Annotated in this window: 21 protein-coding genes; 11 read left to right on the top strand and 10 right to left on the bottom strand. The window is 58.1% G+C overall.

Going from position 1 to position 20,742, the window contains the following annotated elements; all coding sequences use genetic code 11:
* Positions 1-11: 11 nt before the first annotated feature.
* From lepB to rarD, 6 genes are all read left to right on the top strand, one after another.
* On the top strand, positions 12-899 hold the full coding sequence (lepB, locus tag LSG25_RS06465; protein WP_232743872.1) for a signal peptidase I: 888 nt from the start codon (positions 12-14) through the stop codon (positions 897-899).
* 2 nt (positions 900-901) lie between these two features.
* Positions 902-1,660 carry a ribonuclease III gene (gene rnc / locus LSG25_RS06460; RefSeq protein WP_232744591.1) on the top strand — a complete coding sequence of 253 codons (759 nt, stop codon included), beginning with the start codon at positions 902-904 and terminating at the stop codon, positions 1,658-1,660.
* Positions 1,657-2,544 carry a GTPase Era gene (era, locus tag LSG25_RS06455; RefSeq protein ID WP_232743871.1) on the top strand — a complete coding sequence of 296 codons (888 nt, stop codon included), beginning with the start codon at positions 1,657-1,659 and terminating at the stop codon, positions 2,542-2,544. Before rnc ends, era begins: the two co-directional genes overlap by 4 nt.
* Positions 2,537-3,124 carry a DNA repair protein RecO gene (recO, locus tag LSG25_RS06450; protein WP_232743870.1) on the top strand — a complete coding sequence of 196 codons (588 nt, stop codon included), beginning with the start codon at positions 2,537-2,539 and terminating at the stop codon, positions 3,122-3,124. Before era ends, recO begins: the two co-directional genes overlap by 8 nt.
* A gap of 77 nt (positions 3,125-3,201) precedes the next feature.
* A complete protein-coding gene (locus tag LSG25_RS06445; protein ID WP_232743869.1) occupies positions 3,202-3,798 on the top strand; it encodes a PIN domain-containing protein in 597 nt (198 codons plus the stop codon).
* A gap of 57 nt (positions 3,799-3,855) precedes the next feature.
* Positions 3,856-4,773 (top strand): EamA family transporter RarD, encoded by a 918-nt coding sequence (rarD, locus tag LSG25_RS06440; protein WP_232743868.1) that lies wholly within the window; start codon positions 3,856-3,858, stop codon positions 4,771-4,773.
* Positions 4,774-4,861: 88 nt separating this feature from the next.
* Here the strand turns inward: rarD and LSG25_RS06435 are convergent, their stop codons facing one another.
* The 3 genes from LSG25_RS06435 to LSG25_RS06425 form a co-directional block, all read right to left on the bottom strand.
* Entirely contained in the window at positions 4,862-5,575 is a 714-nt protein-coding gene (locus LSG25_RS06435) for a Bax inhibitor-1/YccA family protein (protein WP_232743867.1), read from the bottom strand.
* Positions 5,576-5,776: 201 nt separating this feature from the next.
* On the bottom strand, positions 5,777-6,211 hold the full coding sequence (locus tag LSG25_RS06430; protein ID WP_232743866.1) for a DNA polymerase III subunit chi: 435 nt from the start codon (positions 6,209-6,211) through the stop codon (positions 5,777-5,779).
* 7 nt (positions 6,212-6,218) lie between these two features.
* Entirely contained in the window at positions 6,219-7,724 is a 1,506-nt protein-coding gene (locus tag LSG25_RS06425) for a leucyl aminopeptidase (RefSeq protein ID WP_232743865.1), read from the bottom strand.
* Between the two features lie 54 nt (positions 7,725-7,778).
* Here LSG25_RS06425 and lptF point away from each other — a divergent pair, with 54 nt between their 5' ends.
* The gene (lptF, locus tag LSG25_RS06420; protein WP_232743864.1) at positions 7,779-8,906 is read left to right on the top strand and encodes an LPS export ABC transporter permease LptF; all 1,128 of its coding nucleotides are present in this window, start codon (positions 7,779-7,781) and stop codon (positions 8,904-8,906) included.
* Positions 8,907-9,595: 689 nt separating this feature from the next.
* On the opposite strand, the gene LSG25_RS06415 is transcribed toward lptF, so the two are convergent.
* On the bottom strand, positions 9,596-10,546 hold the full coding sequence (locus LSG25_RS06415; protein WP_232743863.1) for a LysR family transcriptional regulator: 951 nt from the start codon (positions 10,544-10,546) through the stop codon (positions 9,596-9,598).
* A 168-nt stretch (positions 10,547-10,714) separates the two neighbouring features.
* Here LSG25_RS06415 and LSG25_RS06410 point away from each other — a divergent pair, with 168 nt between their 5' ends.
* From LSG25_RS06410 to LSG25_RS06400, 3 genes are all read left to right on the top strand, one after another.
* Positions 10,715-11,923, top strand: coding sequence for an ABC transporter substrate-binding protein (locus tag LSG25_RS06410; RefSeq protein ID WP_370635964.1), 1,209 nt, complete (start codon positions 10,715-10,717; stop codon positions 11,921-11,923).
* Between the two features lie 75 nt (positions 11,924-11,998).
* Positions 11,999-13,492: a CoA-acylating methylmalonate-semialdehyde dehydrogenase gene (locus LSG25_RS06405; protein ID WP_232743862.1), complete on the top strand. Its 1,494-nt coding sequence runs from the start codon at positions 11,999-12,001 to the stop codon at positions 13,490-13,492.
* Positions 13,493-13,564: 72 nt separating this feature from the next.
* Positions 13,565-14,518, top strand: a complete 954-nt coding sequence (locus LSG25_RS06400) for a CysB family HTH-type transcriptional regulator (protein WP_232743861.1) — start codon at positions 13,565-13,567, stop codon at positions 14,516-14,518.
* A gap of 84 nt (positions 14,519-14,602) precedes the next feature.
* On the opposite strand, the gene LSG25_RS06395 is transcribed toward LSG25_RS06400, so the two are convergent.
* From LSG25_RS06395 to LSG25_RS06375, 5 genes are read right to left on the bottom strand one after another with little or no spacing between them, the layout of a single operon-like run.
* Positions 14,603-15,331 (bottom strand): ABC transporter ATP-binding protein, encoded by a 729-nt coding sequence (locus LSG25_RS06395; protein WP_232743860.1) that lies wholly within the window; start codon positions 15,329-15,331, stop codon positions 14,603-14,605.
* Positions 15,328-16,062 (bottom strand): ABC transporter ATP-binding protein, encoded by a 735-nt coding sequence (locus tag LSG25_RS06390; RefSeq protein WP_232743859.1) that lies wholly within the window; start codon positions 16,060-16,062, stop codon positions 15,328-15,330. Before LSG25_RS06390 ends, LSG25_RS06395 begins: the two co-directional genes overlap by 4 nt.
* Positions 16,059-17,006 carry a branched-chain amino acid ABC transporter permease gene (locus tag LSG25_RS06385; RefSeq protein WP_232743858.1) on the bottom strand — a complete coding sequence of 316 codons (948 nt, stop codon included), beginning with the start codon at positions 17,004-17,006 and terminating at the stop codon, positions 16,059-16,061. Before LSG25_RS06385 ends, LSG25_RS06390 begins: the two co-directional genes overlap by 4 nt.
* Positions 17,003-17,866: a branched-chain amino acid ABC transporter permease gene (locus LSG25_RS06380; RefSeq protein ID WP_232743857.1), complete on the bottom strand. Its 864-nt coding sequence runs from the start codon at positions 17,864-17,866 to the stop codon at positions 17,003-17,005. Before LSG25_RS06380 ends, LSG25_RS06385 begins: the two co-directional genes overlap by 4 nt.
* A gap of 24 nt (positions 17,867-17,890) precedes the next feature.
* Entirely contained in the window at positions 17,891-19,108 is a 1,218-nt protein-coding gene (locus LSG25_RS06375) for an amino acid ABC transporter substrate-binding protein (protein WP_232743856.1), read from the bottom strand.
* A gap of 301 nt (positions 19,109-19,409) precedes the next feature.
* Between LSG25_RS06375 and LSG25_RS06370 the strand changes: the two genes are divergently transcribed.
* A complete protein-coding gene (locus tag LSG25_RS06370; protein WP_232743855.1) occupies positions 19,410-19,799 on the top strand; it encodes a DUF2325 domain-containing protein in 390 nt (129 codons plus the stop codon).
* Between the two features lie 88 nt (positions 19,800-19,887).
* Here the strand turns inward: LSG25_RS06370 and LSG25_RS06365 are convergent, their stop codons facing one another.
* Positions 19,888-20,577: a C40 family peptidase gene (locus LSG25_RS06365; RefSeq protein WP_232743854.1), complete on the bottom strand. Its 690-nt coding sequence runs from the start codon at positions 20,575-20,577 to the stop codon at positions 19,888-19,890.
* Positions 20,578-20,742: the final 165 nt, after the last annotated feature.

Here is a 20,742-nt window from a genome sequence, read left to right as displayed (position 1 = left end):
GTATGTTTGGTATGAGTTGGGACTTTGCACTGATTTTGTTTGTGCTGTTGGTAATTACCGGCCTGGTCTGGTGTCTGGATTTCTTCGTTTTGCGAGCCCGGCGCCGAGCGGCGGCGCAAGCAGCCGTGGCCAACTCCGACTATGCCTTGGCAGGGGTCGATGCCCAGGAGGCGGCGCGTCTGCGCCAGGAGGCCTACGACAAGGTGAACCGTGCCCCCTGGTGGGTGGAATACTGTGTCAGCTTCTTTCCCGTCATCCTGTTCGTGTTTGCCTTGCGTTCGTTTGTGATCGAACCGTTCCGGATTCCATCGGGTTCCATGCTGCCCACCCTGGAAAATGGCGATCTGATTCTGGTGAACAAATTTCAATATGGCATACGCCTGCCCATCATCGACAAGAAAATCATCAAGATCGGATCGCCCAACCGCGGCGATGTCATGGTTTTTCGTTATCCGGTGGACCCAAGCGTCGATTACATCAAACGCGTGGTTGGCTTGCCCGGCGACGTGGTCTTGTACCAGGATAAAACGCTATCCATCAATGGCAAGGAAGTGGCTCATATGCGCGATGGCGATTATTTCGAGCCTGACCGTTCCGCGTACGTCGGGCGCTACACCGAACAGTTGGGAGCGGTGCAGCACAGCATTTTGCTGAACAAGCAGGCTCCTCAAGACTTTATGCCTATTTCGGATTATCCTTACCGCAAGAACTGCGAATACCTGAGCAACGGCGTGCGTTGCACAGTTCCGCCCGATCACTATTTCATGATGGGTGATAACCGCGACAATAGCCTGGATAGCCGTTATTGGGGCTTTGTGCCCGACCAGAATATTGTGGGACGCGCCTTTTTCATCTGGATGAATTTCAGCGAGCCCAGCCGTATAGGCCGGTTCCACTAATGATCAGTCTCGCCTCTCTAGAATCGGCCCTCGACTATCAGTTTCGCGATATTACCCTGCTTGAGCAGGCTGTCACGCATCGCAGCCATAGTGCGCACCATAATGAACGCCTCGAGTTCCTGGGGGATTCGGTCCTCAATTTTGTCGTAGCCGCGCTACTGTTCAAGCGTTTTTCCAAAATCGACGAAGGCGATTTATCGCGTTCGCGAGCCAATCTCGTCAAGCAGGCCTCCCTGGCCGAGATTGCGCAAAAGCTGTCCTTGTCCCAGTATCTGCGCCTGGGCGAGGGCGAATTGAAAAGCGGCGGGTTTCGCCGTCCTTCGATTCTGGCGGATGCGCTCGAAGCTGTTTTCGGATCGGTGTTTCTCGATTCGGGCTTCGATTCGGCACAGAAGGTGATAGCACGGCTTTATGCGCCCATATTCGTCAATATAGACCCTAAAACACTGGGTAAAGACCCTAAAACTCTGCTTCAAGAGCTATTGCAGAGTCGCAAGATCGCCTTGCCGGTGTATACCGTCATCGCCACGCATGGCGCGGCTCACAATCAGCTCTTTGAGGTCGAGTGCGGCATTCCCAAGCTGGAAATCACGGTGACCGCGGGGGGGGCGAGCCGCCGAGCGGCCGAACAATCCGCCGCCACACTTGCCATTGCGGCTGTCGAAGCGCTGGCGCCGGGCAAAGGCGCCCGCGCCGTTTCGCGCGCACGCAAGGCGACGCAATTATCCTTACCGGTGGCTGTGCCCCAAGAGAACAAATGAACGAAGCTTTCCGTTGCGGTTTTGTGGCGATAGTGGGTCGGCCCAATGTGGGCAAATCCACATTGGCCAACGCACTGATCGGCAGCAAGATATCGATCGTGTCTCGCAAGGCGCAGACAACGCGCCACCGCATACACGGAGTGCTGACGCGCGAGCGCGAGCAGTTTGTGTTTGTCGACACTCCCGGGTTTCAAACGCGCCATGGCGGAGCCATGAATCGCATGATGAATCGCGTTGTAACCCAGGCCCTGGCCGACGTCGACGCCGTAGTCCATGTGGTTGAAGCGGGCAAGTGGTCGGCCGGCGACGCCCAGCTTGTTCCGTTGCTGCCCAGGGATGGCCACACCATCCTGGCCGTCAACAAGATCGACGCCCTGGCCGACAAAAACGAAATGTTCGCGTATGTCGGCAAAATCATGGCGCAGTTCCCGTATACGGCGGTGGTCCCGGTCAGCGCCTTGCGCGGCGTGCAGCTCGAGAACCTCCTGACCGAGATCCGGGCTTTCCTGCCCGAAGGCGAACCCATGTTCGAGGCCGACACGCTGACCGATCGCCCGGTGCGTTTTATCGTCGCCGAACTGGTGCGTGAAAAGATCTTCCGCCTGGTGGGCGATGAACTGCCATATGGGTGCACGGTCGTTATCGAGCAATGGGAAGAAAACGAGAAGGGCGTAAGGATTGGGGCCTGTGTGATCGTGGAACGTGAAAGCCATAAGCCCATATTGCTGGGAACCGGGGGCGTGCACATGAAGCGCATCGCCTCCGAGGCCCGCCAGGACATGGCCAAGTTGCTCGACAAAACGGTTTATCTGGATGTGTATATCAAGGTGCGCAAAGGCTGGTCGGATCGCGAAGGGGCCTTGCGCGAATTAGGGTATGAGTAAACGAGGGCAGCGTGTACATGAGGCGATCGCCTATTTGTTGCATGCCGCGCCGTGGCGGGAAACTTCGCTGATCATCCAGGCCTTTACGCGCGATCACGGCAATGTGGCGCTGGTGGCCAAGGGGGCCAAACGGCCTTTTTCAACCTTGCGTCCGGTGCTGTCGATGTTTCAGCCGCTCGATCTGTCCTGGAGCGGCGGGAGCGAAGTCAAGACCCTCACCCGTGCCGAATGTGCCGGCATCAGGCCTTTGACCGGCCGGGCTCACATGTCGGCCTGGTATATGAACGAACTGCTGCTGCGTTTGTTGCCGCGCGAAGACCCCCACGCCATTTTGTTCGATGCGTACGATGCCGCCTTGCTGCAACTGGCTCAGGGCTCATCCGCGGCGGGTGCGCTGCGGCGCTTCGAATGGACCTTGCTCAATGAAACCGGATACGGAGTGGATCAGCCGACCCCCGATTTTGAGGACGCGCGGCTTGAGCCTGAACTGCGATCGTTTCTGCGTGAGCGGCTGGACGAGTTGCTGGTTGGGCGGCCTTTATTGACTCGCAAGGTCCTGATGGAATTGCAACGATACTAATGAGTGTGCCATGTTGATGACGCTATCGGGGTCGGGGCAAATGAACGGCGGCTTTGGGTTTTGCAAGGCGAGGCACAATGGCGGTTGATTTACCGGACGTCGTGGTCGTCGATACCTGTGTGTTGATTTCCAATATCTTGCGCCGCATGTTGCTGCGGCTGGCGCAGCAGGGGTGCTTCAGGCTGGCGTGGAGCGCGATCATTGGCGACGAATGGCGGCGCAATGCGGGGCGGTTGTGGGATGTCGCCGCGGCGGAAATGCAGACGCAGTGGGATGCCTTGCAGCATGAATTCCCCGATGCCGACCAGGGCGATATAGAGCCGTTCAAGAACGGTTTGCTCCGCAGCGACCCCAAGGACTGGCACGTGATTGCGGCCGCGCGTGCGGCACGGGCCAAGGCCCCCTCTGCCGCGGTAGCGATCCTGACTCGCAATATCAAAGACTTCAATCGCAGCGAGTTGCGCGGGCTTGGCTTGACGCTGTACGACCCTGACCAGTTCTTGCTACAGTGCTGGCTGCAGCATGCCGGGCCGGTACTGGCTGCGCTGGCATGTATTCCGGCCGATCTGCGGGAGGCTGGCAGGGCCGACGAACCGATAGTTGAAATTCTGCGGCGCGAGCGTCTGTTCCGGCTGAGCAAGGCCAGCGCCCCCGCGATCGGATGTGCGGCTTGATATTTGTCCGCGGCCTGGCGGTTCCTGGGCCAAGCACATAAAAAAACAAGAGGTATCGTGAAGCAGGGCATAGCGTTATCGGTTTTATCGTCCGGATTGTTTGCCGCGCTTTATTACTATTCGACGGTGCTTCATCCCTTGACCGGGAGTGAAATTTTTGCCTGGCGCGTTATCCTGGCGCTGCCCGTCCTGGCCATATTGATTTCCCGCGAGCGCTCCTGGAGCGAAATTGGTCTGGCAAACAGGCGCTTGCGCAGCGAGTGGCCGCTTTTTCTTGCCAGTGCCGCACTGATCGGCGTACAGCTTTGGCTGTTCATGTGGGCGCCGCTGCATCAGAGGGCCCTGGATGTGTCCTTGGGCTATTTTCTGCTGCCTTTGTCGATGGTGGTCGTGGGGCGTTTCTTTTATGACGAGCGCCTCAGCAGGGTGCAATGGCTGGCCGTCGGCGTGGCTGTCGTGGGCGTGGCGCATGAATTCATTCGGGCAGGCTCGTTTTCCTGGGCGACGGCTTTGGTGATGTGCGGCTATCCGCCGTACTTCATGTTGCGCCGCGCGATGCGCCTGCGCTCCCTGGCCGGCCTGTGGTTCGACATGCTGTTGCTTGCCCCGATCGCGCTGGCGATTGTGCTGTTTCAAAGCCCCGGCCTGATGGCCCAGTTTACCGGTCGCCCGTCTCTGCTTGCCCTGGTGCCTTTGCTGGGCGTGATCAGTTCGGCCGCCTTGATCGGATATTTATCGGCCAGCCGCCTGCTGCCATTGAGCCTGTTCGGGATTCTGGGTTATGTCGAACCGGTGCTGCTGTTCTGGGTTGCGTTCCTGTTTCTGGGTGAAAACATGACAGCCAGCGCCTGGTGGACGTATCTTCCCATCTGGCTTGCGGTGCTGTTGATGGCCGGCGAAGGCCTGTGGCTGTGGAACAAGGAGGTTCGCAGGCGTACCGGATCCGCGTCGGCGCGTGGGGCCGGGCGGCGTTGATGCGCCGCCCAAGACGGGCGGCCACAAAGGCCGCCCCTGCCGTCACCGCCTATTGATTTCCAGAACGGGGGGCACCAGGCCCCCGTCCCTACTTATTGGAGTTGCCGCCGAAGATGCCCAGCAGCATGAGCAGATTGACGAATACGTTGTAGAGGTCCAGATAAATGGCCAGGGTGGCCGAAACGTAATTGGTTTCGCCGCCGTTGATGACGCGTTGCAGGTCGACCAGCAAAAAGGCCGAGAAAATCACGATGGCCATGACGGAGATGGTCAGCATGAGGGCCGGCAAATGCAAAAAGATATTGGCCAGCGAGGCCACGATCAGCACGATTACGCCGATAAACAGGAATTTTTGCAGATGCGAGAAATCACGCTTGGTGGTGGTGGCAATGCTGGCCATGGCGCCGAAGACGACGGCTGTGCCGCCGAACGCCAGCATGATGAGCTGCGAGCCATTGCCCAGGCCCATGATGTGCCCAAGCAGGCGCGACAGCATGATGCCCATGAAGAACGTGAAGCCCAGCAGCAGGGCGACGCCCAGGGAGTTGTTCTTGTTGCGTTCGATCAGGAACATGAGGCCGAAGGCGCCAACCAGGAAAATGATGGTGCTGGTGCCGGGACTGGCTCCCATGGCCTGGTTCACGCCCGTGTACAGACCTACCAGCGCTCCAAGTACCGTGGGGATCAAGGACAGGGTCAGCAGCCAGTAGGTGTTGCGCAACACGCGGTTGCGTACGACTTCGCCCGGAGCGGCGGCATAACCGTCGTGGGGCGAAAGCGGAGATTGCGGGAAATCGCTCATGGTGAATCCTTTAATATCAATAGACCGGGCGCTAGGTAGCGATCGGGCGCTGCCAGTCAAGCCTTGTACATGGAGCAGAATAACTGACAAATAGCTGAATCTGCAAGTAAGCCGAGTATCTGGCTGGGCAAGTATCAGTATGCTTGACCTATATTGGAGCGGTGCTGGGCCGCTTGGTTCCGAAGACTCATTCTAAGGCATTTATCGGCTGGATACGTCATGGGCATGCAGCGTGTGCCCATCGGCCTGGTATTGGCGCCAGCGCTGGCGCGCGGCCTGCTTGTCTTCGGGCTGGTCAGACACGATTTCCAGCACCCGTTCGAAATGCTCGATGCCTGGCGGGCACTGCGTGTCCAGATTGACCAGCCAGGCGGGCTGCGCCGCATTCGCAGGCGGCTGCGGAGCATTGGAAGTGAGCCAGACCGGCGTGTGGGCGGCAAGCGGGTCGCCGGCCGTTACGTGAGGCACAAACGCCGTGGCATCGAAGCTCCATAGCAGGTGATCGAAGCGGGCCAGCATTTCGGCATCCCCGCTGTATACGATCAGGCTGCGCCCCGACAGATAGTGCTTGCGTGCAACGTCGCACGCCATTTGCAGACGGTCGGAGGCGCCAAAGGCGAAATCGATGCGGGTCATCGACCGCCTAGGCCTGGTCGAGCAGGTATTGCACCAGCAAGGGAACAGGGCGGCCGGTTGCGCCTTTTTCCTTGCCGCTGCGCCAGGCAGTCCCGGCTATGTCCAGATGAGCCCAGGGATAGCTTTTGGTGAAGCGCGAAAGAAAGCAGGCCGCCGTGACTGAACCGGCCGGTGGGCCGCCTATATTGGCAATATCGGCAAAATTGGAATGGAGCTGTTCCTGGTAGGCATCTTCCAGGGGCAGGCGCCATGCCGTGTCGTTGGTATCGCGGCCGGCCCGCAAAAGGCTTTCGGCCAAGGCGTCGTCTTTGCTGAACAGGCCCGAGTTGACATGGCCAAGCGCCACGATGCAGGCGCCAGTCAGGGTGGCGATATCGATGACCGCCGCCGGCTTGAAACGTTCCGCGTAGGTAAGGGCGTCGCACAGGACCAGGCGGCCTTCGGCGTCGGTATTGAGAATTTCTATGGTTTGCCCGGACATGCTGGTGACGACGTCGCCCGGTTTGTTGGCACGGCCGCTGGGCAGGTTTTCGCAGCTTGGAATCAGGCCTATGATTTCCCGATCGAGTCCGATTTCGGCGACGGCACGCAATGCGCCCAGCACGCTGGCAGCCCCGCACATATCGTATTTCATTTCATCCATATTGCCGGCCGGCTTGATCGAAATACCGCCGGCGTCGAAGGTGATGCCCTTGCCTACCAGGACAATGGGAGCCTTGCGCGTTTTACCCGCTGTTTTGGCCGAAGCGGGAGAGTGTCTGAGAATAATGAACGCCGGCGCTTCGTACGAGCCTCGGGCCACGGATAAAAACGAACCCATCTTGAGTGCTTCGATCTGCTTGCGCTCGAGTACTTCGGCCTTGAGGCTTTTGAATTCCTTGGCCAGTTTTTTGGCGGCCTGGCCCAGGTAGGTGGGGGTGCAGATATTGCCGGGAAGATTGCCCAGCTCGCGTGCCAGATTCATGCCGGCGGCGATTGCGCCGCCGCTGGACAAGCCCTGCTGCGCCTGGCCGGCCTGGTTGCGGGCGACCGACAAGATGATTTTCTTGAGTTTCGGTGCAGCGTTGTGCTCGCGTTTGCCGAAAGTGGCATCGTAATAGTAGGTGGCCCGGCCCGCGGCCACGGCCGCAGCCTGCGCACGGCTGCGCATCGTGGAATTGGGGCATTCGATGGCCGCCAGGGTGGAAACCCCTTCGGACAGATGCGCCTGCACGCAGTAATTGGCGAAAACGAATTCGGCATTGGCATGCGTTGCCGCGTTATAACTGTCTTGCTTGCCCAGGCCGATTAAAATGATTCGCGCCGCGACCACGCCGGTCAGGCGGCGCAAGGCCAGATGAGTGCCGGCTTTGGCCAGGAATTCCGATTTAAGTACTTCACGCAGGGCGCCATTGCTGGCATGATCGATAATGTCGGCTGCCGGACTCAGCATTCCGTCGGCGAAAACGCCCACAGCAAGCGCCGCTGTTTTAATTTGATGCAAGGAAGCTGTGGTCTGTGTGCTAAATTCCATTCGAATTTCCCAAAGTGTCTGTAGGATGCTTACGATTATCTCGCATATTTTCTCATGTCACTATTCAAACGTTCTGTAGTTGCCGAAATCTCTAGCCATGCGGGTGTCGTGTTCTCCACGCTGCTTATTGTATGGCTTAGTGTGCTGCTGGTGCGTTTGCTCGGCGAAGCGGCCAACGGAACGATAGGCGCCGATGTCGTGTTGGGCCTGGCGGCGTTTTCAAGCATCACCGCCTTGCCGGTCATTTTGTCGGTCTCCCTGTTTATAGCCGTGCTCACGACAGTGACGCGGAATTTCAGGGAATCGGAAATGGTGGTGTGGTTCGCCAGCGGTTTGTCGCTGAAGGATTGGGTTCGGCCGGTGTTGCGTTGCGCGGTGCCGGTTGCCATCGTGATTGCCGTGTTGACCCTGGTGGCATCGCCCTGGGCATATCGGCAGATTGCGGAATATCGCCAGCGCTACGAGCAGCGTTCCGACTTATCCAAAGTCACCGCGGGCCAGTTCATTGAAACCGAAGACGGAGCCAGGGTGTTTTTCGCCGAAGATCCGACCAAGCCGGGAGACCAGCTGGGCAATGTGATTGCCCGTGTGATCGAACCCGACTGGCTGACGGTGGTGTCGGCCGACAGCGCCCGGGTCCAGACCGAGCCCAACGGCGACCGCTTCCTGGTGCTTAGCCAGGGGCATCGCTACGATTTGAAGCCGGGTACGCCCGAGTTCCGCATGTTCGATTTCAACCGGTACGGATTCCGGCTCGAAAGCAAGAACGATGCCGGCTCGATAAAAGTCGCGCGTGAAATGGCCGAGCGCCAGCTCAAGGCCCGGCCTACCGACCAACTGATTGGCGACAACACCAATAACTCCCGCTCGCAAATGATGTGGCGAATATCCTTGCCCCTGGCGGCGCTGAATCTGGCCTTGCTGGCCATTCCCCTGGGGGCGGTCAATCCCCGGCTGGGACGTTCCGGCGACGTGCTGATCGCGGGCCTGGTCGGTTTGCTTTATATGAACCTGATCAATCTTTCGCGCGGCTGGATCGGTAACGGCAAACTGAGCTTTGGCTTGGGCGTATGGTTGGTGCATGGGGTATTTTCGCTTCTGATGATGTACATGATGTGGCGTAAATTGCGTGTCAAAGCGCCTAAACCGCCCAAGGTGGAAGCCCGGCCGGCTGCGAGTTAGTGTATTGTTGGGTTGAGTGTTTATGGCGTTCTTCGATTGATGGGTATATAAAGACGCCGTCTATCGGGGCTTGGGGTCAGGGCCGGCACGGCGTGCTGGATCCGGATCTACCTCGTCCAGGCGGGCGTCGGGCCAAACTCGCTACGCCGCTGGCGCGGCTGCGCTCAAACATGGCCCGCCGAAAGCCCCCGCCTTCCCTACGGTAGCATCCGGCGCACGCCTTACGCCGGTCCTGACCCCAAGCCCCGATAGACGGCTCGCGTAATGGCATGCCTGGAATGAGCTTGCCGGCCTCAACGTATACCTCGATGCATGACCTCAACGCAAGCCGCAGGGTGGGCGGTGCTGTGCAGTCCGGCGGTAGTCCAGCGCCGGGTGCTGACGAAGGGAAGGCGGGGGCTTTCGGCGGGCCCTGTTTGAGCAGTGCCTCGCACGCGAGGCACTGCGAGTTGGCCCGACGCCCGCCTGGACGAGGCAGACCCGGGCAGTCGGGGTGCGTAGCACCACGACCGCTGGACGTGCCGGACTGCACAGCACCGCCCACCCTGCGGCGTCTTTATAGAAAGAACCGCCGCCCACACAGCAACGCTCAGTCCAAAACCATCGCCCCAGCCAGTACAGGCAGCTCAAAACAAAAGTCACTGAAACGCGCCCACTCCCGTAAACACGTAAATCAAAAATGCGCCAGATCATTCGCCCAACCCGAGCTGGCTTCCCGGTTCCGGCAAGTAGCGCAATCGGTCCGATCGGCCCTGCAGCAGAGGCTCGTTCAACTGCACCGTTTTTTTCAGATAATCCCACAAGGCCATGACCCGCTTCGAACGGCGCAGATCTTCATGGCAGTACATCCAGAAGCTGCGTGTGACCGAGATATCGTTGTCCAGCACAGGCTGCAGCCGCGGGTCCTGGGCCGCCATGAAACAAGGCAGGATGGCCAGCGACTGCCCCTGCAGCGCGGCCTGGTACTGCGCAATCACACTGGTGCTCTTGAAAATGACCCGGCTGCTCGGCAAAATGTCTTCAAGATAGCGCAAGCGGTCGCTGAACAGCAATTCCTCAACATAGCCTATGAACGTATGTCCGGCCAGGTCGCCCTGGCTGAGGATGGGAGCCGAGCGCGCCAAATAGGCGGTGCTGCCGTAAAGTTTGAGCGAGTAGTCGATCAGCTTGGTGCACATGTACGGGCCGCGCTGCGGCCGTTCCAGAGAAATGGCAATATCGGCTTCGCGCTTGGACAGGCTGATAAACCGCGGCACCGGCATGATGTCCAGAGTCGTTGCGGGAAAGCGGCGTTGAAAATCCACCATGAGCGGCGTCAGCACATAATTGCCGAAGCCCTCGGTCGATCCGACCCGCAAATGACCCGACAGGGTTTGACCTACGCCCGAAAGCTCCTCGCGCGCCGAAAACAGCGAGCCTTCAATCTGTTCCGCATGGGCAAAAAACCGCAGGCCATCCTCGGTGAGGGTAAAGCCGGTGGTTTTGGACTTGTCGAACAAGACAGTGTCCAGTTCCTGTTCCAGAGTCTGGATGCGCCGCGAAACGGTGCTGTGCTGAACTCCAAGGCGCAGTGCCGCGGCGCTGACGCGCTGGGTGCGGGCCACTTCCAGAAAATAACGCAAACCATCCCAATCCAGCATTGAAGTCCCCTGAAATCATGGGCGCCCGAGCCCCTGGCGCGTTGTGCATTTTTTAGCAATGAATGTGCAAATATTGTGATAGTAATAAGTTTTTTACACAACTACACTGCATAAGTGCCCCGGCACGCCCAATCATATAAATAAAGAAAGATGAAAACGGAGACGACAATGAAAAACTTTTCCCTGACCCTGATGGCCAGCCTTTGCCTGGGACTGACGTTTGGCGCGCAAGCCAAGACGCCGCCGGTCAAGATCGGCGTCTTGACCGATATGTCCGGCCCCTACGCCTCGATGGGAGGTTCCGGCTCCGTTGTGGCGGCGAAAATGGCCATCGACGACTGCCTGAAAGCGGAATGCAAGGGCATGAGCATCGATCTGCTGTCGGCCGATAATCAAAACAAGGCCGACGTGGGCGCCGCCAAGGCGCGTGAATGGTTCGATCGCGATGGCGTGACTGCCATAGCGGATCTGACCAATTCGGGCGTGGCGCTGGCTGTGCAGGCTGTCGCCAAGGAAAAGAACAAAATTGCCTTGTTTTCAGGCCCGGCCACGACGGCCTTGACCAACGCCAATTGTTCGCCGGTTGGCTTTCACTGGATGTTCGATACTTATTCGCAGTCGGTCGGCGGGGTAAAGGCGACCGTCAATAAAGGCGGCAAATCCTGGTTTTTCATTACCGTGGATTATGCGTTCGGCCATTCCTTGCAAAAAGGTTCCGAAGATATGGTCAAGGAACTGGGCGGCACGGTAGTCGGATCCGTGCTGCATCCGCTGAATACCGCCGATTTCGCTTCCTATCTTTTGCAGGCGCAAAGTTCCAAGGCACAGGTTGTGGCTCTGGCCAACGGCGGCCAGGACACGGTCAATGCCATCAAGCAGGCCCGCGAGTTCGGGATCGTCAAAGGCGGCCAGCGGCTGGTGGCCCTGCTGGTGTTCCTGTCCGACTTGCGCGCGCTGGGCTTGAGCAATGCCCAGGGCCTGACCTATGTCGATGGCTTTTACTGGGACTTTGACGATGCATCGCGCAAGTGGTCGGCGCGTTTCGCCAAGGCTTACAAAGATCTCAAGCCCACCATGACGCAGGCAGGCGTATATTCGAGTGTGTTGCATTACTTGAAGGCCGTTGCGGCATCGGGCTCGACTCAGGGCGATGTGGTGGCCGCCGAAATGCGCAAGTTGCCCATCAAGGATCCGATCATGCACAATGCCTCCATACGCCCCGATGGTCGCGTGATACACGATATGTATTTGTATGAAGTCAAGACGCCGGCGGAATCGAAAAGCCCCTGGGACTACTCCAGGCTGGTGGCGACCATCCCGGCCAAAGACGCGTTCCAGCCATTGTCCAAATCGACCTGCCCCCTGGTCAAGAAATAAGCCGGGCGCAAAGCCCGATAGCCATCGCCAATCCATCACACAGCGCGCATGATGGCATGCGCCAAGGAGACCTTAATGAGTGCCGTACCCCGTATCCCTCTGCTTATCGGAGGCAAATTGGTCCAGTCGAAAACCACCGAGTGGCGCGACGTGATCAATCCCGCAACCCAGGAAGTCGTGGCGCAAGTGCCGTTTGCGACCAAGGACGAACTCGACCTGGCTGTCGCCGACTCGAAAAAGGCATTCCAGACCTGGCGCAATACGAGTCAGGGCGCCCGCATGCGCATCATGCTGAATTTGCAGAAGCTGGTGCGGGACAACACCACAAAACTGGCCGAGCTGATTACTCTGGAGCATGGCAAGACCCTGCCTGATGCCGAGGGCGAAGTCGGTCGCGGCCTGGAAGTCATCGAACATGCCTGCTCCATGGCCAGCCTGCAATTGGGCGAATACGCTGAAAACGCCGCCACGGGTATCGATGTCTATACCTTGATTCAGCCCCTGGGTGTTTGCGCCGGGATTACCGCCTTCAATTTTCCCATCATGCTGCCTTGTTTCATGTTCCCGATAGCGGTGACGGCAGGCAACTCGTTCATATTGAAGCCCTCGGAGCAAGACCCCAGCTCGTCTTTGCTGCTGGCTCAGCTGGCTCTCGAGGCGGGCCTGCCCCCGGGCGTGCTGAACGTGGTGCATGGCGGACCCGAGATTGCCAATGGTTTGTGCGATCATCCCGATATCAAGGCTATTTCCTTCATCGGTTCCACGCATGTCGGGTCGCACATCTATCGTCGCGCGTCTGAAGCCGGCAAGCGCTGCCAGGCCATGATGGGCGCCAAGAATCATTGCGTCATTTTGCCCGATGCCGATCGCGAAGCGGCCTTGAATCAACTTCTGGGCGCGGCTTTTGGAGCGGCCGGCCAGCGCTGCATGGCGATTTCGGTGGCAGTGCTGGTGGGCGAGGCCCGCGATTGGCTGCCCGATTTCATCGAACGCGCCAAAAAGCTCAAGGTCAATGCCGGGCTGGATCGCAAGGCCGACCTGGGCCCGCTGGTATCGCCCAATGCCCGTAAACGGGTCGAGAGCCTGATTCAGAAAGGTGCCGACGAGGGTGCCGCGCTGGTGCTCGATGGCCGCAATATTGAGGTATCGGGCTACGCCAAGGGCAATTTCGTCGGCCCTACGGTGTTCAAGGACGTCAAGGCCGATATGTCGATTTACCAGGAGGAAGTGTTCGGGCCGGTGTTGTGCGTGGTAGGCGCCGAAACGCTCGAAGAGGCCGTTGAGTTCATCAACCAGAATCCGAACGGCAATGGGGTGTCGGTGTTTACGCAGGACGGCGGTTCGGCGCGCTACTTCCAGAATAATATCGACGTCGGCCAGATCGGTATCAATATTCCGATTCCTGTTCCCGTCGCCTGGTTCAGCTTTACAGGCTCGCGCGCTTCCAAGCTGGGCGACCTCGGGCCCAACGGCAAGCAGGCCGTTCAGTTCTGGACGCAGACCAAGACCGTGACGGCACGCTGGTCGGCGCACCATACAGGGGTCAATACAACCATCTCCATGAAGTAAGCTTATAACTAAAAATAATTAATATTTATTCTTATATAACATACAATAGCCCTTCCTAAAGGGCTATTTTTTATGAATCTCCAGCAATTTCGTTTTGTGCGTGAAACCATACGGCGCAATTTCAATTTGACGGAGGCCGCACGCACGCTTTTTACCTCGCAACCGGGGGTGTCCAAGGCCATTATCGAATTCGAAGACGAATTGGGCATCAAGATTTTCGAGCGGCATGGCAAGCGCATCAAGGGCCTGACCAAGCCGGGCGCGGTTGTGTCGCACGTAATCGACCGCATTATGCGCGAAGTCGATAATCTGAAAAAAGTCAGCGATGAGTTCGCGCGCCGCGACGAAGGCGGCCTGGTGATTGCCTGCACGCATGCGCAGGCCCGGTACATTCTCCCGCGGGTCATTCCGGCTTTTCGCGAGAAATTCCCCAAAGTGCGCTTGTCGCTGGCCGAGGGCAATCCTCCGCAACTGGCCCAAATGGTGCTGCATGAACAGGCCGATGTGGCGATCGCGACCGAAACGCTGAGCATGACGGCGGGCCTGGCCGCCTTGCCGGTCTATTCGTGGGAGCATGTCATTGTGGTGCGCCCCGATCATCCCTTGGCCGAGCTTACCTCGAGCGAGGCTAAAAAACTGACACTCGAGCAATTGGCGCAATATCCGATTGTGACGTACGACAGGGCATTTTCGGGCCGCTGCACGATTGACGAGGTTTTTGCCGCAAGCAACGTGACACCGGATATCGTGCTCGAGGCGATTGATGCCGATGTGATCAAGACCTATGTGGATGTGGGCATGGGTATAGGCATTATCGCGGGCATGGCCTTTGATCCGCGCCGCGACAAGGGCCTGGTGGGCTTGCCGGCGGGCCATCTGTTCGGCACGCATGTGACCCGGGTTGCGGTCAAGTCGGGCGTATTTCTGCGTGATTATGTTTTTGTGCTGCTCGAAATGCTGGCGTCCAACCTGACCCGTGAAGTGGTTCAGCGTGCTGTCGACGGTGCCGCGCCTGCTGAGGAATAAGTTGTCCTGTTCGGAAGCTGGGGCAGGGCTTGTGAGCCGCCGTCGGTGCATCTCCGACGAGTGGCTCACAGGGCCCGACGGGAGTCAAAGTCCCAGGTAGGCGCGTTGCAGGGCGGGGTCGTCTATCAATTCCTTGGCGGGACCCTGGCGTACGATTTTGCCGGTTTCCACCACGTAGCCGCGATCGGCTGCGGCCAGGGCCAGGTGAATATCCTGTTCGACCAGCAGGACAGTGACACCTTGGCCCCGGATGCTGACGAGCACATCCATGAGCTGGTCGACAATGATCGGGGCCAGGCCCAGGCTCATCTCATCGACCATCAGCAGCACCGGCCTGGCCATCATGGCGCGCGCCATGGCGCACATTTGCTGTTCGCCGCCGGACATGCTGCCGGCCAGTTGTTTGCGCCGTTCGGCCATGCGTGGGAAGAGCGCGTAGATCTTTTCCAGATCCTGGGCGACTTCAGCGCGGCTGGGGCGGTGATAGGCTCCCATCAGCAGATTGTCCTGCACCGACATGCGGTCGAACAGTTGCCTGCCTTCGGGGACTTGCACCATGCCCAGTTCAAAAACCTGGTCGGGTGTGTATTCGGTAATGAGCGTGCCGTTGAAGCGGATATCGCCTTTGCAGTGCAGCAGGCGGGACAAGACGCGCAACAGCGTTGTCTTGCCTGCACCGTTGCTGCCCACCAGGGCGACGATCTCGGATGGAAAAATGTCGAGATTTATATCGTTGATGACCGACATTTCTCCGTAGCCTGCCGACACGCCGTTCAGCTGCAGCAGGGGGGAGGCGCCAGGGCTGGGATTCATGTTCGTTTTTTTCCTAAATAAGCTTCGATCACGGTCGAGTTTGCAAGAACCTCATCGGGTACTCCGTCGGCAATCTTCTCGCCGTGGTGCAGCACCATGATCCGGTCCGACAGTGTCTTGATGGCTTTGATGACGTGCTCGATGACGATAATGCTGATGCCTTCGCTGCGAACCTTGCGTATGACTTCGATGACTTCATCGATTTCGACCAGGTTCAGGCCGGCCATCACTTCGTCGCAAAGCAGAACGCGAGGCTGCATGGCCAGGGCCTTGGCCAGTTCAAGACGCTTGCGGTCGGGGCCGCCCAGTTCTTCGGCGCGATGATCCACATGTTTGCCCAGGCCCACGAATGTCAGGCATTCACGGGCTTTTTCCCGGGCGACGCTGAGCTTTTTTTCGCCGCCGCCGCGTCCGAACAGTGCGCCTACGGCCACATTGTCCAGCACCGACAGGCCGGGGAAGGGGCGCATGATCTGGAAGGTCCGGCCTATGCCCAGCCGCGCGCGCTGATAGGCGGGCACCGAGTTGATGGGGCGGTCCTGGAAAAAAACCTCGCCTTCGGTGGGAGGCAGGGTGCCGCTGATCAGGCTGATCAGCGTGGTCTTGCCGGCTCCATTGGGGCCGATGAAGCCCAGGATCTCACCTTGGTTGAGCGTGAAACTGACGTTGTTGACGGCCAGCAGGCCGGAAAAGCGGCGTGTCAGATGGCGTGCTTCTAAAATGGGTGTCATAAGCGATTGGCCCGAATATTTTCCACAAAATAGCGCCAGCCCGAGCGGTGAAAGCGCCGTATGACGTCAGCCAGGCCGCGCGGCATCAGGACTACGGCAACGACGATCACCGCGCCAAAGAACAGGCCTGCGATGCTGGTGACTTCGCTGGACAACACTTCCGAGATGGCCGACAGGATGAACGAGCCGACGATAGGTCCCAGGATTGTGCCTGGCCCGCCGAACACCGCCATGATGATCATCTTGACGTTAAGCGTGATGTCGAAGGCGCTTTCGGGGTCCAGGAAGGTGATCCAGTAGGCATGGATGCCGCCGGCCAGGGCGCTGAAGATCCCCGCCAGTGCGAACGCCATGATCTTGTAGCGCGTGGTGTCGACGCCCATGACCACGGCGCCTTCTTCGTTTTCGCGTATCGCGATCAGGCCAAAGCCGAAGCGGCTTCGCGTCAGCCAATAGATCGTCAAGGTGACGAGTATCAGCAGCCCTAGAGAGAGTTCATAGAACAGGGGGTCGTTATTCAGCGGCGGCAACACCAGGCCGATGTTCTGGCCGGCGATCTTGACGTTGGAAACGATGGCGATCATGACCTGGGCGAGCGCCAGGGTGGCGATGGCGAAGTAGTGGCCCTTGAGCCGCAACACCGGAAGCCCGAGGCACAGGGCGAATATCACGGCCAGGATCACCCCGAACGCCATGCCGAAGGCAAATGGCAGGTGCCACTGAACCATGGCTATGCCGACCCCGTAGCTGCCCAGTCCGTAGAAGACCGAGTTGCCGAACGAGGCGTAGCCTGTGTATCCGCCGATGATATTCCAGCCTTGGGCCAGAACCGCCAGCAACAAGGTGCTGATTCCGAATTGAATCACCACGTCGGAGCCGTATTTGGGCAGCAGCACCAAGGCGATGATGACTGCCACGAGCAGGATTGCGCGCATTGTTTTCATGCGGTTCTCCCGAGCAGGCCGCTAGGCCGCACAATCAGAACCAGGACCAGCACACCGAAACTTGCGACATCGGAGAAGGTTGGGCCGATATAGAGTGCGGTCAGTGCTTCGATAAGCCCCAGGAACAGGCCGCCTACGATTACTCCCAGAGGGTTGTCCAGGCCGCCGATAATCGCTATGGCAAAGGATTTGGCGGTGAGCGTGGCTCCGATATAAGGGTTGATTTGCGAGACGGTCCCGTACAGGCCGCCGGCCGCGCCGGCCAGGGCCAGCCCCAGGCCGAAAGTCACGGCATACAAGTGCCTGGGCTCCACGCCGTAAAGGCGCGCGGCAACCAGGTTCTGGGCGGTTGCCCGGATGGCGCGCCCCAGACGGGAGCGCAGCAGGAAATACCACATGGCCAGTGTCAATACCATGGCCACGCCGAACGCGGCCAGCCTGACGGCGGGGATGGTGAGATGGCCCAGGGTAAAGCTGCTGCCGGCATAAACGGGGTTGATGGTTCTGAAGTCGGCGGAAAAGATCAATTGCGCCATATAGGTCAAAACCACTTCAAGCCCGAAAGTAATCAGCAAGGTGTTGAACATCGGCGCGCGGGCGATCAGGTTGAGCAGGCCGCGCTGTATGCCATAACCCACCGCGAACATGACGCAAGCGGTGATGGGCAAGCCAAGAAACGGATCGATGCCCACGTAAGTAAATAAGTACCAGGAGATATAGGCTCCCAGCATAATAAAGGCCCCATGGGCCAAGTTCACAATATTCAACACACCCCAGACAAGGGCGAGGCCGAGCGCCATGATGGCGTACAACCCCCCTTGCAGGATTCCGTTGACGAGGATTTGTAAAAGTAAATCCACGTTAACTCCTTAAAGACGCACTATTTAACGACCAGACCAGGATGGCATGGGATATTTGGCCTGGTTGATGAAGGCTTTGCCGTCAAACACAGGTTTCAGCGCGCCGTCCTGGACTTGGACCACGGTTTGGTCGAGGTCGATCTGCCCGTTCTTGCCAAAAGCGATTTTGCCGTAGAGGCTGTCAAAATTGCTTGCGGCGATGGCATCGCGGACTTTCTTGGGGTCCAGCGAATTGGCTTTTTCAAGAGCGACAACCAAGGCTTCGACATCGGAAGCGCCCGAAGCCGCATGGTAGTCGGGCTCGTAGCCGTATTTGGCCTTGTAGGCGGCGGCAAATTGCTCCGCATCGCCAAACCACTTGTCTTTAAGCGTCGGGCCCGGCAGCCAGGCGGTCATGCCGAAAGCGTAATCGGCATCTTTGCCCAAAGCCTTGCGGAAGTCTTCGCTGGGCACGCCGACCGTAAACGAATACATTTTCGGTGCCACGTTCAGGCTCTTCGCCTGGCGGACAAAATTGAGAATCTCGGTTTCATGGCCGGCGACAAGTACCGCGTCGACTTTCTTGGATTTGATTTGCGACAGCAAGGAGTTGAAGTCGCTGGCGTTGGTGCTGTAGCGTTCGTCCATGACGATGTTCAGTCCGGCTTTTTTGAGCTGGGGCCGTGTGCCGTTGGCCACCGATACGTCGAAGGAATCGTCGGCGTACAGCAACGCCACCGATGCGGGAACCGGCTTGACCTGTTTCAGCATGGCTATGGTGCTGCCGAAGTAATTGCTGGCAGGGGCCAGGGTGCCGAAGATGTATTTGAAATTACGCGCGAAAATCTGATCCGAGGCGCCGCCGCCCTGGACCATGGGGACCTGGTATTTTTCCGAAACCGCCGAGTCGGCCAATGCAAAATTACTGGCGAAGGGCCCGAGCAGCAGATGGATTTTGTCTTGGGAGACAAGTTGTGTGTATTGGCGCACGCTCAGGTTGACGTCGGATTGATTATCGTAGATTTTGAGGGCCAATTTGTACGACTTGCCATCTACCTTGACGCCGCCTTTTTCGTTGATTTTATCGATCGCCAGTTGATACGCGTCCCGATAATAGCGCCCGGTATTGGCACTCGATCCGGTCAATTGCACCGACGCACCCAGAACAATGGTGGGTTCTGCGGCCTGCACGGTTGACAGGGATAGCGCCATGGCGAGTGTGCCAAGAGCGAAGGGTATTGCGTGTAAAGATTTGGAAATCATTATTCGATACCTCCTTTAAAGATATCTTTATTCTCCCTATATCGCTTTACGGCAAACTGAATTGCTTACACTTTGTCAGCTTTTTTTTGCCTTAAAAGCTCTGTTTTCGAAAGCGGTTCTGCGGCTGTGCTCGGGATAGCCGCCAATTTCCGGCACTTCTTGAAATTTCATAAGCCGTTAATTTTTAATTATTTAATTTTTCATACTGGGAGCCATCTTATTTTTTCCCGGGCTGATTATTTTATTGACTATGATAATAGGAATTATTATCATTACCTAAATATTAGCCTATGGAGCCACTATGTCTGGATTTGTCAGTGCTATTGTCGTGGGCGCCGATCGCCTGGGCAATATTCCCGATCTGCTGAAAGGGCACAATATTGCCATCAGGCACCACATCAGCGGACGCGATCCCGCCCACCAAAAAAGAACCCTGCAATTGCCGTCGGGCACGGATCTGCTTATTTTGCTGACCGATTTTCTGGGTCATAACGTCATGAAGACATTCCGGGCCGCCGCCCAGCGCTCGGGAGTGCGCGTTGTGGCGTGCCGCCGTTCAGTCTGCAGCATGAAGCAGGCTTTGAATCAGTGTGGGTACTGCGAGTCCTGCCCGAAGGACAAATCCGGGGCAGAGCAGACCGTGCAGTTTATCCCGCCCCTGAAACAGAAGGCGGGCGGCAGAACACGCTGAGGGCCGGCCCCGGCATGCAGGCCTGCGGCAAACAAAACGGGCACCCGAGAGAGGTGCCCGTTTCAATATGCAAGAACGGTGGGCCGGCTTAGTGCTGCTTGAGGGCCTCGCTGGCCAGTTTTGCGGACGAGTCGTTGGCAGCCAGACGGCGCGCGCCGTTATAGCGTTTTTTCCAGTAGCTCTGGTCCATGTTTTCGACACGGACTACCTGGCCTCTGCGTGGCGCATGAACGAACTTGTGATCGCCGAGGTAGATGCCGACGTGCGAAAAGCGGTGCCCGAGGGTATTGAAAAAGACCAGATCGCCTTTTTTGAGATCGCCAAGCGAAATCCATTTGCCTTCGTGCGCCATGTCGGCGGCGCGGCGCGGTAGTTTGAGCCCCAGGGATTTTTCGGCGGCGTAGGCAACCAGGCCGCTGCAATCGAAGCCGCTTTTTGGGGTGCCGCCGCCATAGCGGTATTTGATGCCCAGGAAGTTCAGTGCGGTCGAGGCCAGGGCCTTGGTGGCGGCGGGGTGTACTGTGGAACTGCTGCTGTTGAAGCTGTCGTCGTTCGGGCTGCCGTCGGCAAGATAGGCGCCGAGCGGATCGGATTGGGTACGTGAAAGGTAGTTGTCGCGAAGATTGCGCGAGCTGGAGTCGGCAAATTTGCTTTGAGCGTTGGTGGCGCAGCCCGCGAGGGCTATTGTGGTGGCGAGTATCGCACACTTGGCCGCGCGCCAGAGAGTCTTGTTATTTATGCATGAATATAGTCGTATCGGGAGTCGATGGGGCGGCATAGTCTTCAATTCGGATGACCGCGCTTCGCCCAGCGTTTTATAACGTTAATATTAACGAAATGTAAACATTCAACCCTGAACTTGGCGCAAATTTGACGAGTAATTTTGGTGTAAGCAGGCCGAGTTTAACTAATCTTGCTTAACACGTAAAGCGCTTGTAACGTT

Origin of the sequence: Paralcaligenes sp. KSB-10, from assembly GCF_021266465.1 — a bacterium.
Taxonomy (GTDB): domain Bacteria; phylum Pseudomonadota; class Gammaproteobacteria; order Burkholderiales; family Burkholderiaceae_B.
The sequence above is the reverse complement of the archived record's forward strand: the minus strand, read 5'-3'. Positions and strand labels throughout refer to the sequence as shown.